This window comes from Aurantiacibacter gilvus (assembly GCF_038289935.1).
Taxonomy (GTDB): domain Bacteria; phylum Pseudomonadota; class Alphaproteobacteria; order Sphingomonadales; family Sphingomonadaceae; genus Alteraurantiacibacter; species Alteraurantiacibacter gilvus.
On the sequence record NZ_JBBYHV010000002.1, the window covers coordinates 1,070,837 to 1,083,663 of the forward strand.

The following is a 12,827-nucleotide window of genomic DNA, read 5'->3' on the forward strand; positions in this document are numbered from 1 at the left end:
TGCCAGTTGAAACGGGAGAGGAAGGTTCGTCATGAAATTAGTACGCAGTGCTGCGCGGTTCCTGCTTGGTGCATCAGTGATCCTGGCACCAACGGGGCTGGGTGCGCAGCAGCCGGGGCGCTCCCCCGGTGCCATGGTCCTGGACTACGACGGGCCTCCCGCATCCTGCGAGGCTTTCAGCGAGAGTATTTCGCTGAGCGGCCTGGTGACGATCACTTCTGCCACTGGTGTTCCCGCAGGCCCGGGCGAGGCTGCTCCCGGCCAGGCGGCTCCCGTGCTGCCCGAACATTGCCTGGTCGAAGGCGTGATCAACCCCCGGACCGGTTTCGGCGGCGTCGAATACGGCATCGGGTTCGAGATCCGTTTGCCGAGCGACTGGAACGGCAGGTTCCTGCTGCAAGGCGGCGGCGGACTGAACGGCAGCGTGCGTCCGGCCATCGGGCCTGTCGCGGCCGGCTCGACGCCCGCGCTGGCGCGCGGGTTCGCTGTCATCAGCCACGATTCCGGCCACCAGGGTGCCGGATTCGACCGCAGCTTCTTCGATGACCAGCGCGCCGCGCTCGACTTCGCGGAATCCTCCGTGCCCACCGTGGCCACCACCGGCAAGATGCTGACCCAGCTCTATTACGGCGAGGAACCCCACCACTCCTACATGACCGGCTGTTCCACCGGCGGGCGCGAGGGGATGCTGGCGAGCCAGCGCTACCCCGAACTGTTCGACGGCATCATCATCGGTGCCCCGGCCATGCGCCCGGGCTATTCCAACCTCGGCATCGAATGGGCGCAGATGCTGCTCAACCGCACCCTGCCTGCTGGCGAGGCCGGACCGGCGGGCTTCAGCGCGGACGAGCGTGCGACAGTGCTTGGCTCGTTGCTCCAGCAGTGCGACGCGCTCGACGGCATCAACGACGGCATGATTGCCGATGTCGCGGCCTGCAACGCGCAGTTCGATCCCTATGCCATGCAATGCCAGGCGGGCAGCGATGGCGAAGGCTGCCTCGCGCCCGACCGGGTGAACGCGCTGCGCCAGCTGATGGCGGGGCCGCGCGATGCCACCGGGCGACCGATCTACGTGCCTATCCCGTGGGACACCGGCGTAGTCTACGACGGGCCGGGCCTGCCGGGTTTCCTGCCCGTGGGCCAGCCCAGCCCCTTCGGCCCTGCCACCACGGCGCGCGAGCTGGATATCGACGCCCGCGTGCATGACATCCGCTGGGATGCGGCGGGCCGGCTCACCGACACGCCTTACTGGACCAACCTCTCCACCTACCTCGGCCGCGGATCGAAGCTGATGTACTTCCACGGCGTATCGGACCCGTGGTTCAGCGCCTTCGACACGCTCGACTATTTCAACCGCGCCCGCTCCGCCAACGGTGCCGAGACGTGGGACGATGCCGCGCGCTTCTACATGGTGCCGGGCATGCTGCACTGCCGGGGCGGCAATGCCTTCGACAATTTCGACATGCTCGGCCCGCTGGTGGACTGGGTCGAAAGCGAGGAAGCGCCGGCGGCGATCCCCGCAAGGCGATCCACCGGTGGCGATGACACCATGCCGCTGTGCCCTTGGCCGTCCAGCGCGCATTACACCGGTGGCCCGCAGCTTGTCGAAAGCAGCTACGAGTGCCGCATGCCGGAAAGTTGAGGGCGGGCAAGAGCGCCTATTCGGCGAGGAATTCGATCGCGAGGCGGAATTCCTCGCCCTGGCTCTCGAGATGGTGCGGGATCACGGGCGGGACGTCGATGGTGTCATTGGCCTGGAGAACGATGACTTCGCCGTCGCTCTCGCCATCATCCCAGGCGAAACCGATCCGTCCCCACAGCACGGTCAGTCGCGCCCAGGTGCCTTGCTTGAGCCGGTGTTCGCGCAGGAGTCCGGCGGGCAGGCTATCGGCGTCGAACGGACCGATGCTGCGATAGGCCCGCGCGGCCTCGGGGGCGGCAAAGCGCTGTCCGGCGGAGATCGCGTTCACCCCATGCCTCCGCGCAGCACGATGATTGCTGCCACCGTCATGCCGAACAGCGCCACGGCGAGGGGGACGACGAGGATCTGGCCGTAGACGGCCTTGCGGTCCATCGGTCCGAAATGGGTCATCAGGAAGCCGTCGCGATCGAGCGGCGAAGGCGCGCGGCCGGGGTTCTGCGCCACCATGATGCGGCTGACGGCAAAGAAGACCGTGACGTAGACGATCGAGACGGCGATCGAGAGCAGGGCTTTCCCGCTCGAGCCCAGGGCGGCGACCATGCTGGCGAGGAACAGACCGTAGCAAGCAACCATCGCCAGCCAGATCCGGGCGGGAAGCTCGAACCCGCGCGCCTCCGGCTGGACCGCGTCCGGCTTGGGCGGGGCGCTCTCGCTGTCTGGCAACAGGTCGACAAGCGGACTTGCGAGCTCGAGTTCGTAGCGTTCGGTCTGGTAGTCAAACATGGGGCAGGTTCCTTCCTTCCTTGGCGCCGCCAATGCCGTCCCGGTCGATGGCAATGCCGGTGAGCAGGCTGTCGGCGATCATGCGTGCGCGGTCCCCCACCAGCTGCACGGCCCGGGGTTCTGCCTGCAGCTGGCGGAGGTTGGCGTAAAAGAGCTCCAGCCAGCGGCTGAAATGCTTCTCCGTGAGGCCGGGGATGGCGATGTGCTTGACCATCGGGTTGCCGGAAAACTCGCCGCTGTTGTGCAGCACCGAGCGCCAGAACTGCTTCATCCGGGCAAGGTGCGGCGGCCAGTCGGCAATCCGCTCGGCGAAGATCGGGCCGAGCAGGTCGTCCGCGCGAATGGCGGCGTAGAACTGCTCGACCATGGTGGAGATGAAGGTGTCATCGATCCCGATGGCCTCGGCAGCTGCACGTTTGGCCAGTCGGGCCTGCGCGGCATGATCTTGGGGCGGGCGGATTTTCTCTGTGGCGGGCATTGGTGCGACTCATATATCGGTATTTGTAATACCTAATTAGCCACCTTGCCGATAAAAGCAATATCTTGTATGCATATTTTAATGCAGTTGAGCCTCAAGACCGACTATGCCCTGCGGATGCTGATGGCGCTGGCTTCGACCGACGGGATCCTCTCGGTCGACTGGATGGCCGAGCATTACGGCATTTCCCGCAACCACCTCGCCAAGGTCGCGCAGCAGCTCAACGCCGCCGGCCTCGTCCAGACGACGCGTGGCCGGAGCGGGGGCATGCAGCTGGCCCGCCCGCCCGAGGCAATCAATGTCGGGGCGGTCGTGCGCGAGTTCGAGCGTTTCGAAGGCTTCGTTGCCTGCATGGGCGGCGAGGCCGCCTGCACGATCGACGGCGCTTGCGGCCTGAAACCGGCGCTGGGCGGTGCCCTGGAGGCCTTCCTCGCCCACCTCGACCGGTTCACCCTCGCGGACATTGCCCGCAAGCCCGATGCAATCAGGCAGCGCCTGCTCGCCGCGACTGCCTGACGGTCCGACCCTGCCTCAGGGCCGGTAGACCCAGTATTCCGGACCCCAGCGTTCTTCCAGGTCAGCCAGGCATTCGCGGTGGATCTCGCGCACGCGTTCGGGCGTCATGTAATCGGCCGGGTCGATCTCGCGGATCGTCAGTGTGGACTTGTCCTCGTAGAGGTGTTCGCCCTTGAGCAGGGCGTTCTCGTCGTAGGGCCAGATGAAGGCCTGCAGGCTGTCGACGAGGTAGAGGCCGTCGTCCTTCTCCGCCTTGTGGCCCAGCTTCTTCAGCTCGGCGCCGGTCGACATCTGGTGGAACCACATCTCGTCGGCGATGCCCCAGTCGGCCACGGCAATCTTGTCGCCCGAGTTCCACAGCACGATGTCGCCAATGCCGCTGTAGAAATCGTACACCCCCTTGCGCCCCTTCACCTGGAACGGGTTGTCGCCCCAGGTGATGTGATAGACCGGATCGTCGGCCATCATGTCGGGCGCGGTAATTTCCTCGAACATGGCCGCGCCTTCGAGGTGCACGTGGCGGCAATAGTTCTTCAGGATCGCGCGGTGGTGCGGGTTCTCGGTCTTCTCGAGCAGCTCGAGCGTCGGGTTCATGCAGTCGTAGACTTCGCGTTCGTACTTGCTGGGCATTGGCGATCCTCTCCTTTTGCAGGAGAGGATGCCACAGCGGACAGGGGCGGGAAAGGCAACTTCGTGCCCGTCGCGATTGCCAACGGGCGACGGCGCCCGGCAGCTATCGCGCCTGCGAGCTGGACGCCTCCGCCACCATCGCATCGACATCGAGGTCGAAGCTCTTCATCCGCGGCGGATATTCCACCAGCGTCTTCATGAAGGCCGACACCTTCTCCGCCGCCTTGCCGAGCGTCCAGGAATGGTTCTCCTGCCATTCGTCATAGCCGCGCGCTTCGTGGAAACGCTCGAACGGGTCGAGCTTGAGATTGGTGATGAAGGGGGTGGTCATCTGCTCCTGCACGCCGTTGAACCACTTGTCCTGGTCCTTGAACTGGAATTTCCAGTCGCCGAACCGGATGCCGTGGAGCGTGGTTTCGGTGAAGTAGTAGAACTCCTTGCGAGCGGAATTGCCCTCGCCGGCGAGCAGTTGGGTCTGGTCGTAGCCGTCGAGATGGACCGTGTAGGTCCGGTCTCCCACCGTCTTGCCCTCGAGCAGTTCGGCCTTCAGTTCGGGCTCGCCGAGGACCGACATGATCGTCGGGATCCAGTCCTCCATGGTCATGAACTCGCCGGTGCTGACGCCTGCGGGTATCTTGCCCGGCCAGCTGACCACCATCGGCACGCGGAAGCCGCCTTCATATCCGCCCACGCCCTTTTCTCCGCGGAACGGCTGGTTGCCGCCATCGGGCCAGCTGTTCGAGGCGGCACCGTTGTCGGTCGAGAACATCACCATCGTGTCGTCGGCGATGCCCAGTTCGTCCAGCAGGTCGAGCAGTTCGCCGACATGGTCGTCGAGCTGCTTCATGCCGTCGGCGTAGAGGCCGTAGCCGGTGGCCCCGTCATATTCGGGCGGCAGGTTGGTCCGGTAGTGCATGCGCGTGGTGTTGTGCCAGACGAAGAATGGCGTTCCGGCTTCCGCCTGCTCGCGGATGAAGCGCTTGGACTCGACCATGATCTCGTCGTCGAGATGACGCTGGCGTTCGCGTCCGAAGCCGCCCTTGTCCTCGACCTTCTGGCCACCCTTGCCGTCGGCCCATGAATGGATCACGCCGCGCTGGGCGAAGGCGGGATCGTCCTTCGGGTAGTCGTATTGCTCCGGATATTCCCCGGCATTGAGGTGATAGAGGATGCCGAAGAACTCGTCGAAGCCGTGCACCGTGGGCAGGTGCTCGTCGAGATCGCCGAGATGGTTCTTGCCGAACTGGCCGGTCGCATAGCCGTGCGGCTTGAGCAGTTCGGCGAGGGTCGGGTCCTCCTTCTGCAATCCCAGCGGCGAACCGGGCAGCCCGACCGTGCTGAGGCCGACGCGGATCGGATACTGCCCGGTGATGAAGGCGGCGCGCCCGGCGGTGCAGGAAGCCTGCGCGTAGTGATCCATGAAGATCATGCCGCGTTCCGCGATCCTGTCGATATTGGGGGTGGAGCCGCCCATCATCCCGCGATGATAGCAGCTGAGATTCCACATCCCGACATCGTCTCCCCAGATGATCAGGATATTGGGCTTCTTGGTCTTCGCCATGACAGGATTCTCCTCGCTTGGAACCTGGCGAGGAAAACGCATTCTGCTGCCGCAGACTATCGGGTGAAGACCCCAGGCCCGCCGGTCGCGGTCGCGCGACAGGCAGCGATCAGAGCGGGTTGCCGTCCCGGTCGCGGTAGATTTCGCGGCGGCCGACGTGGTTGGCGGGGCCGACGATGCCGTCCTCCTCCATCCGCTCGATCAGCTTGGCGGCGGTGTTGTAGCCCACGCCCAGCTGGCGCTGCAGCCACGAGCCCGAGGCCTTCTGGTTCTCGCAGACGATCTGGATGGCCTGGCGGTACTTGCGCTCTTCGGGGCTGTCGGACGCGGTCATGTCGTCGTCGAAGCCGAAACCGCCGCCGTCCTCGGGCTCCTCGGTGACGGAATCGATATAGGCTGGCTCGCCCTGGCTGCGCCAGTGTTCGGCGACCCGTTCCACCTCGTGGTCCGAGACGAAGGGTCCGTGCACGCGGGTCAGCGTGCCCGACAGCGGCTTGTAGAGCATGTCACCCTTGCCCAGCAGCTGTTCGGCGCCCTGCTCGCCGATGATCGTGCGGCTGTCGATGCGGCTGGAGACGGCAAAGCTGATGCGCGTGGGCAGGTTGGCCTTGATCACGCCGGTGATGACGTCGACCGAGGGTCGCTGGGTGGCGGTGATGACGTGGATGCCTGCCGCGCGGCTCTTCTGGCACAGGCGCTGGAGCATGCCTTCGATCTCCTTGCCCACCACCAGCATCAGGTCAGCCAGCTCGTCGACGATCACCACGATCTGCGGCATGACCTCGAATTCGAGCAGTTCTTCCTCGATGATCGCCTCGCCGGTTTCCGGGTCGAAGCCGGTCTGCACCGTGCGCTGCAGCGGCTTGCCCTTGGCAGCGGCGGCGCGGACACGCTCGTTGAAGCCCTGCAGGTTGCGCGCGCCGACGTCGCTCATCATGCGGTACCGGCGCTCCATCTCCTCGACCGCCCACTTGAGCGCGCGCACGGCCTTGGGCGGCTCGGTGACGACTTCGGCCAGCAGGTGCGGGATATGCTCGTAGCTCTTGAGTTCCAGCACCTTGGGATCGATCAGGATCAGGCGGCATTCCTCGGGCGTGAAGCGGTAGAGCAGGCTCAGCAGGATGGTGTTGAGGCCGACCGACTTGCCCGAGCCGGTGGTGCCCGCCACCAGCAGGTGCGGCATGGCCGCAAGGTCTGCCACGATCGGTTCACCGGCAATGTTCTTGCCGAGGATGATCGGCAGGTTGCCCTTGGCGTCGGCGAAGGCCTCGCTTTCCACCATCTCGCGGAAATTCACCGTCTGGCGTTCGGCGTTGGGCAGTTCGATGCCCATCACCGTGGTGCCGGGGATGGGGGCGACGCGGGCGCTGATCGCGCTCATGTTGCGGGCAATGTCCTCGGCCAGGCCGACAACGCGGCTGGCCTTGACGCCGGGCGCGGGCTCCAGCTCGTAAGTGGTGACCACCGGGCCGGTCTTCACCGCGGTGATCTCGCCCTTGACGTTGAAGTCGTCGAGCACGGTTTCCAGCAGGCGAGCGTTGCGTTCCAGCGCCAGCTTGTCAAGCGGTGGCGCATGGCTGGTATCGGCCGGTTCGAGCAGGTCGAGGCTGGGGAGTTCGAACTCGGCAAACAGGTCCTTCTGCTGCTTTTTCGGCTTGGGCGTGGCGCGGCGCGCGGGAGCGGCGGGATCGACGATTTGCGGCGGCTTGCGGTCGGAAATCGGCATGACCTGGGCGCTCTCGTCCTCGTCATCGCCTGCCTTGGGGCGACGCCCCTGTCGCCGTTTTGGTTCGCTAGGCTTGAACGGATTAGCCGAACCGGTGAGTCTGGGCAGGGCGCCCGCCCAGTCGGGCACGGTCAGTAGGCTGGCCCAGTCGACCGCAAAGACGCGTCCGGCCAGCACGGCGCCACCAGCAAGGCAGGCAAGCCCGCCCGCGAGCATGCCCCAGAACTGTCCGCCCTCGGGCAGCAGCCCGGCCAGCGCTTCGAGCCCGCCTGCACCCAGCAGTCCGGCCAGGCCGCCGAACCCGGCAGGCCAGTTGTGGCGGCTGGGGTCCGTCACCAGCGAGAAGGCCGTGCTCAGCAGTACCATGGCCAGCAGCAGCACTGCGACCGCGCGCCACCACTTGCCGTCCCAATGCTCATCCGCATCGGCATCGCGCCACAGCTTGCGCCCGAAGACATAGGTGAGCGGCAGGAACAGCACCGAAACCCAGCCAAAGGAGGTCAGCGCGAGGTCGGCGGCATAGGCGCCGGAACGGCCCATCCAGTTGTCGATCACGTCACCGGCGGCGGTCGACAGCGAGGGGTCGGTCTGTTCGTAACTGATCAGGGCCAGCGCGAGGAAAACGGTGAAGGCGAACAGCAGCACGGCGCCCGTCAGCTGCGCGGAGCGCGCCAGCGAACGCCGGAAGGCGGCGCGCCAGTCCGCGCCCTGTTTGGCGGCCCGTGTGGCCATGTGCTGCTCCTGTTTCCTGCGTCCCGGTGCGAAGAATCCCACAGCGAGACTCGCGGGTCAATGTTGTTTGCTTTTCAGCTCAGCCCGTCGATGGCGGCCCAGGTGCCCCAACCGAGGCGGGAGGCGTTCGCGGTCGTCATCCCGCCCAAGGCGATCACCGGCATCTGCGCATGGCTGGCCAGAGTGCGGAAGCGTGCGGCGCCGAGCGCGGGCGCGCCGGGATGCGAGCGGGTCGGGAAGACCGGCGAAAGCATGACCGCATCCGCCTCGATCCGGTTGGCCTGCGCGATCTCGCGCATGTCGTGCGCCGTGGCAATCTGCAGCAGGTCGCGGCGGCGCGGATACAAGGACAGCGGCGCGCCGTAGATCCCGTCCGCGCCCCATTCGCGTGCGGTCAGCGCGCTGTCAGACAGGATCACGAGGTGACCGCACCTTCGCGCAATCCGCTGCAGATCGAAGAAGCGTGCCACCCGCTCTGCCGTGGCAAGGTGATAGTGCCGGTAGACGAACCCCACCGGCTCGCGGAAACCCGCCAGTCGCGCATCCAGCACCCCATCGTTGCGCTCGTCGGACAGCAGCCACAGGCGGGGAAGGGACTGGAAAGCGCTCATGGCCCCGCTATAGCGCGGGCATGACTGCCAATTCCACCATGACTGCAACCGAACGCCTCGCCGAAGTGCAGGCGCAGATCGCCAAGGCCTGCAAGATCGCCCGGCGCGAACCGGCCGATGTCACGCTGGTCGCCATCAGCAAGACCCATCCTGCTGACGAAATCGTGCCACTGCTCGATGCCGGCCAGCGCGTATTCGGCGAAAACCGCGTACAGGAAGCACAGGGCAAGTGGCCGCAGTTGCGCGAGCAATATCCGGATATCGAACTCCACCTCGTCGGCCAGCTGCAATCGAACAAGGCCGAGGACGCCGTGCAACTGTTCGACGCGATCCACTCGCTCGACCGGCCGAGTCTGGTGAAGGCGCTGGCCAAGGCCTTCGACAAGGCGGGCAAGCAGGTGCCGTGTTTCGTGCAGGTCGACGTGGGCGAGGAAGAACAGAAGGGCGGCTGCGCGATCAAGGACCTGCCCGCGCTGCTGCAGCAGGCGCGCGATGCCGAAATCCCGCTCGCCGGCCTGATGTGTGTGCCCCCCTTCGGCATCGAGCCCGCGCCCTACTTCGCGCTGATGGCCAAGCTGGCGGACGACCATGGGCTGGACGGCCGCTCCATGGGCATGAGCGGCGACTTCCCCACCGCGATCATGCTCGGCGCGACCCACGTGCGCGTGGGCACGGCGCTGTTCGGCGCAAGGGAGTAGTTGACGTCGCCACCCCGTCGGCCCGAAAAGGCTGGAAGAAATCTCTCAAGGATATGCCCATGCTCCGCCTCACCGCCACCGCTCTCGCATTGCCGCTGCTCGCGCTCGTCGCGATCCCCGCACAGGCGCAGGACGAGAACGATCCCTATGCCCCCTGCGCGGCCATGACCGACGATGCCGCGCGGCTTGCCTGCTTTGACAGCACCTATGCCAGCCAGCGGGTGGTGATCGCCGAACAGGTGGAAGAGCGCGAGGCTGCGGTGGAGGAAGTCTTCGGCTTCCGCGACGAGGACCGCATCGTCGAACGCACCGACGAGGAGATCACCGTCACCGCCACTGTCAGCGAGATCCTGCAGGGTGCGCGCCGGTCGCAGGTGCTGCTGCTCGACAACGGCCAGCTGTGGCGCGAGGTCAGCGGGTCCACCCTGCGCAACCGGGTTCGCGAAGGCTGGTCGGCCACGATCTCGCGGCACTGGAGCGGAGTCTACGAGATGCGCTTCGAGGGCCGCACCGGCTACCTGCGCGTGGAGCGAATGAACTAGGCGCTATTCCGCCGCCGCCAGGCCCGGCTCACCCGCCGCGATGGCGTCGCGCAGTGCCGCTTCGACCTTGTCGAGCCGTTCCTGCGTCACGATCTTGTCGCCCAGCAGGTCGGTCACATAGAAGGTGTCGACCGCGCGCTCGCCGTACTGGGTGATGTGCGCCGAATTGATGATCAGGCTCTGCTCGAACATGGCGCGGGTCAGTCGGTTGAGCAGCGCGGGCCGGTCGGTCGCGTTGACTTCGATCACCGTGAAGCGGTTCGAGGCATCGTTGTCGAACAGGATCACCGGAGCGATCTGGAAGGCCTCGGCGCGGGTCTGCTTGAGCGGCCGCTTGGCGAGGCTCGGCACCATGTCGATCTTGTTGAGCAGGGCATCCTCGATCGACTTCTTCAGCCGGGCGAGCTGTTGCGGCTCGCTGAAGGGCTTGCCCATCGGGTCCTGCACCAGGAAATTGTCGACCGCCTTGCCCACGCGGTTGGTGTGGATGCGCGCGTCGATGATGTTGCCGCCGGCCAGGTGGATGGCCCCGGCGACGCGGAAGAACAGGCCCGGGTGGTCGGTGCCGATTACCGTCACCAGCGTGGCGCCGAGTGCCGGATAAAACTCGGTATGGATCGACAGCGCGTGCTCCAGTCGCCGGGCGGCGGCATAGTGCGGCAGGTTGAGCGCGATCACGTCTTCCGGCTCGGCGATCCAGTAGGCATCGTCGAAGCGGTCGTCGAGTTCCTCGACCAGGTGTGCCTTGTCGCCCAGCAATTCCGCCACGGCGGCCTTCTTTGCGGCGATCCGTTCCTCGCGGCCGTGCGCCTTGTGGCCCAGCCGCAGCCGTTCGACCGAGCTTTCGTAAAGGTCGCCGATCAGCTGGCGCTTCCACGAGTTCCAGATGCCCGGGCCGACCGCGCGAATATCGACGATGGTGAGCACGGTCAGCAGGCGCAGGCGTTCGAGGCTCTGCACTTCGGCCACGAAATCGGCGATGGTCTTGGGGTCTGACAGGTCGCGCTTGAATGAGGTCGCGCTCATCAACAGGTGATAGCGCACCAGCCAGGCGACGAGTTCGGTCTCCCCTTCGTCCAGCCCCAGCCGCGGGCAGACGCGCCGGGCGACTTCGGCGCCCAGCACCGAGTGATCCCCGCCGCGGCCCTTGGCGATGTCGTGCAGCAGCACGGCGACATAGAGCACGCGCCGGTTGGCGATCTTGGGCAGCATGTCGCTGGCCAGCGGATGGTCGTCACGCAAGGCACCGCGTTCGATCTCGCTGAGCAGCCCGATCGCGCGGATGGTGTGTTCGTCCACCGTATAGTGATGGTACATGTCGAACTGCATCTGCGCGTTGACCTTGGCGAAGTCGGGCAGGAAGCGGCCGAAGACGCCGGTCTCGTTCATCCAGCGCAGCACGGTTTCCGGATCGCGCTTGCCCGCCAGCACTTCGAGGAACAGCTCATTGGCCCGAGGGTTCTTGCGCACGGCAGAATCGATGAGCGCGGCATCGCGGCGCAGGGCCCGGCTGGTGGAGGGGTGCACTTCCAGCCCTTCGCGTTCCGCAACGGCATAGACCTCCAGCATCCGCACCGGGTCTTCCTTGAACCAGTCCTCCGAGGGCGCCGCGATCTTGTCGTTTTCCACCGGATAGTCGCCGACGGTCCTGGTCGCGCGGAAGGAGGAAAAGAACTCGCTGATCCGGCTGCGCGACTGGGTTTCCTCTTCGAGGTGGGCGAGGAAGACGCCGGTCAGGTGGCCGACGTGCTTCACCTGCAGGAAGTAGAACTGCATGAAGCGTTCGACCGCGCTCTTGCCGGGGCGGTCGGCGTAATTCATCCGCGCCGCGACCTCGCGCTGCAGGTCGAAGGTCAGGCGGTCCTCGCCGCGCTTGGCGATGGTGTGCAGGTGCGCGCGCACCGCCAGCAGGAAACCTTCGGCGCGGCGGAAGCTGCGGTATTCCTTGGCCGTGAACAGCCCCTTGTCGACCAGTTCGGCAGCGCTTTTCACGCGGTGGACATACTTGCCGATCCAGTAGAGCGTCTGCAGGTCGCGCAGGCCGCCCTTGCCGTCCTTCACATTGGGTTCGACGACATAGCGGCTGTCGCCCATGCGCTTGTGCCGGGCGTCGCGCTCTGCCAGCTTTTCGCTGACGAACTGGCTTTCGGTGCCGGGCACCACTTCGCTCCAGAAGCGCTTGGAAGCGGATTCGTAGACCCCCTGGTCGCCCCACAGGAAGCGCCCCTCCAGCAAGGCGGTGCGGATGGTCAGGTCTTCCTTGGCCATGCGCACCATCTCGGTCAGCGAGCGGCTGGAATGGCCGACGGTGAGGCCGAGGTCCCACAGGTAATAGAGGATCGCCTCGATCACCTGTTCGCACCAGGAAGTGGGTTTGTCCGGGGTGACGAAGGCAATGTCGACGTCGGAGAAGGGCGACATCTCGCCGCGCCCGTAGCCGCCGACGGCGATCAGCGCGAGGCGTTCGCCCTTGCTGCGGTTGGCGGCGGGATAGACATCCTCGATCACGTGGTCGTGCACCACGCGGATGACCTGGTCGATCAGGAACGCGTGGCCGTGCGCGCTCTCGTGCCCCGATCCGGGCTTCTTCAGCAGCCGGTCGAGCAGCTCCTTGCGCCCGTCCTGCAACGCCTGGCGCAGCAGGTCGACAATGTCCTGCCGGCCAGTGACGGCACCTTTGTCGGCGACGACCTTGTCAATTGCGGCGGACAGGTCTCGGCGCGAAACGATCGCGCGCTGGCGGGGGATACGGGGCAGGCTCACGAGCCGGGGAATAGGCGCAGCCATGCTGCATTGCAAAGCCCTTCGCCCCGGTCACCAGGCAGACCTTGGGGGTTTCCTGCCGCATCGCCCTGTGCCAAAGCGCGCTCAGACCCATGGGAGCGCCAATTGCTCCGGCAATTTCGAG

At 66.0% G+C, this 12,827-nt stretch carries 12 protein-coding genes; 4 read left to right on the forward strand and 8 right to left on the reverse strand.

Annotated elements, in window-relative coordinates:
- The first annotated feature begins 31 nt into the window (after positions 1-31).
- Positions 32-1,642, forward strand: a complete 1,611-nt coding sequence (locus AAEO60_RS15245; protein ID WP_341674567.1) for a DUF6351 family protein — start codon at positions 32-34, stop codon at positions 1,640-1,642.
- 16 nt (positions 1,643-1,658) lie between these two features.
- On the opposite strand, the gene AAEO60_RS15250 is transcribed toward AAEO60_RS15245, so the two are convergent.
- Genes AAEO60_RS15250 through AAEO60_RS15260 form a run of 3 tightly spaced genes read right to left on the reverse strand, consistent with a single transcriptional unit; the run spans position 1,659 to position 2,903 of the window.
- Positions 1,659-1,970, reverse strand: coding sequence for a TehB-like domain-containing protein (locus AAEO60_RS15250; RefSeq protein ID WP_341674568.1), 312 nt, complete (start codon positions 1,968-1,970; stop codon positions 1,659-1,661).
- Entirely contained in the window at positions 1,967-2,425 is a 459-nt protein-coding gene (locus AAEO60_RS15255; RefSeq protein WP_341674569.1) for a hypothetical protein, read from the reverse strand. Before AAEO60_RS15255 ends, AAEO60_RS15250 begins: the two co-directional genes overlap by 4 nt.
- Positions 2,418-2,903 carry a group III truncated hemoglobin gene (locus AAEO60_RS15260; protein ID WP_341674570.1) on the reverse strand — a complete coding sequence of 162 codons (486 nt, stop codon included), beginning with the start codon at positions 2,901-2,903 and terminating at the stop codon, positions 2,418-2,420. Before AAEO60_RS15260 ends, AAEO60_RS15255 begins: the two co-directional genes overlap by 8 nt.
- Before the next feature lie 81 nt (positions 2,904-2,984).
- Here AAEO60_RS15260 and AAEO60_RS15265 point away from each other — a divergent pair, with 81 nt between their 5' ends.
- Positions 2,985-3,419: an RrF2 family transcriptional regulator gene (locus tag AAEO60_RS15265; protein WP_341674571.1), complete on the forward strand. Its 435-nt coding sequence runs from the start codon at positions 2,985-2,987 to the stop codon at positions 3,417-3,419.
- A gap of 15 nt (positions 3,420-3,434) precedes the next feature.
- Here AAEO60_RS15265 and AAEO60_RS15270 read toward each other — a convergent pair whose 3' ends face one another.
- From AAEO60_RS15270 to AAEO60_RS15285, 4 genes are all read right to left on the reverse strand, one after another.
- Positions 3,435-4,049 (reverse strand): hypothetical protein, encoded by a 615-nt coding sequence (locus AAEO60_RS15270; RefSeq protein WP_341674572.1) that lies wholly within the window; start codon positions 4,047-4,049, stop codon positions 3,435-3,437.
- Between the two features lie 103 nt (positions 4,050-4,152).
- Complete coding sequence (locus tag AAEO60_RS15275; protein WP_341674573.1) at positions 4,153-5,610, reverse strand: arylsulfatase; 1,458 nt, start codon at positions 5,608-5,610, stop codon at positions 4,153-4,155.
- Between the two features lie 109 nt (positions 5,611-5,719).
- A complete protein-coding gene (locus tag AAEO60_RS15280) occupies positions 5,720-8,068 on the reverse strand; it encodes an FtsK/SpoIIIE family DNA translocase (RefSeq protein WP_341674574.1) in 2,349 nt (782 codons plus the stop codon).
- Between the two features lie 74 nt (positions 8,069-8,142).
- Complete coding sequence (locus tag AAEO60_RS15285; protein ID WP_341674575.1) at positions 8,143-8,679, reverse strand: thiamine phosphate synthase; 537 nt, start codon at positions 8,677-8,679, stop codon at positions 8,143-8,145.
- Between the two features lie 20 nt (positions 8,680-8,699).
- Here AAEO60_RS15285 and AAEO60_RS15290 point away from each other — a divergent pair, with 20 nt between their 5' ends.
- Positions 8,700-9,377, forward strand: a complete 678-nt coding sequence (locus AAEO60_RS15290) for a YggS family pyridoxal phosphate-dependent enzyme (protein WP_341674576.1) — start codon at positions 8,700-8,702, stop codon at positions 9,375-9,377.
- Between the two features lie 59 nt (positions 9,378-9,436).
- Positions 9,437-9,919: a hypothetical protein gene (locus tag AAEO60_RS15295; protein ID WP_341674577.1), complete on the forward strand. Its 483-nt coding sequence runs from the start codon at positions 9,437-9,439 to the stop codon at positions 9,917-9,919.
- Positions 9,920-9,922: 3 nt separating this feature from the next.
- Here AAEO60_RS15295 and AAEO60_RS15300 read toward each other — a convergent pair whose 3' ends face one another.
- A complete protein-coding gene (locus AAEO60_RS15300; RefSeq protein ID WP_341674578.1) occupies positions 9,923-12,682 on the reverse strand; it encodes a [protein-PII] uridylyltransferase in 2,760 nt (919 codons plus the stop codon).
- Between the last annotated feature and the right edge of the window lie 145 nt (positions 12,683-12,827).

Bases quoted from the DNA above. Each gene is read 5' to 3' on its own strand.
- AAEO60_RS15280 (WP_341674574.1), bottom strand. From the start codon at position 8,068: ATGGCCACACGGGCCGCCAAACAGGGCGCGGACTGGCGCGCCGCCTTC.
- AAEO60_RS15295 (WP_341674577.1), top strand. From the start codon at position 9,437: ATGCTCCGCCTCACCGCCACCGCTCTCGCATTGCCGCTGCTCGCGCTC.
- AAEO60_RS15260 (WP_341674570.1), bottom strand. From the start codon at position 2,903: ATGCCCGCCACAGAGAAAATCCGCCCGCCCCAAGATCATGCCGCGCAG.
- AAEO60_RS15290 (WP_341674576.1), top strand. From the start codon at position 8,700: ATGACTGCCAATTCCACCATGACTGCAACCGAACGCCTCGCCGAAGTG.
- AAEO60_RS15265 (WP_341674571.1), top strand. From the start codon at position 2,985: ATGCAGTTGAGCCTCAAGACCGACTATGCCCTGCGGATGCTGATGGCG.
- AAEO60_RS15270 (WP_341674572.1), bottom strand. From the start codon at position 4,049: ATGCCCAGCAAGTACGAACGCGAAGTCTACGACTGCATGAACCCGACG.
- AAEO60_RS15245 (WP_341674567.1), top strand. From the start codon at position 32: ATGAAATTAGTACGCAGTGCTGCGCGGTTCCTGCTTGGTGCATCAGTG.
- AAEO60_RS15255 (WP_341674569.1), bottom strand. From the start codon at position 2,425: ATGTTTGACTACCAGACCGAACGCTACGAACTCGAGCTCGCAAGTCCG.
- AAEO60_RS15275 (WP_341674573.1), bottom strand. From the start codon at position 5,610: ATGGCGAAGACCAAGAAGCCCAATATCCTGATCATCTGGGGAGACGAT.
- AAEO60_RS15285 (WP_341674575.1), bottom strand. From the start codon at position 8,679: ATGAGCGCTTTCCAGTCCCTTCCCCGCCTGTGGCTGCTGTCCGACGAG.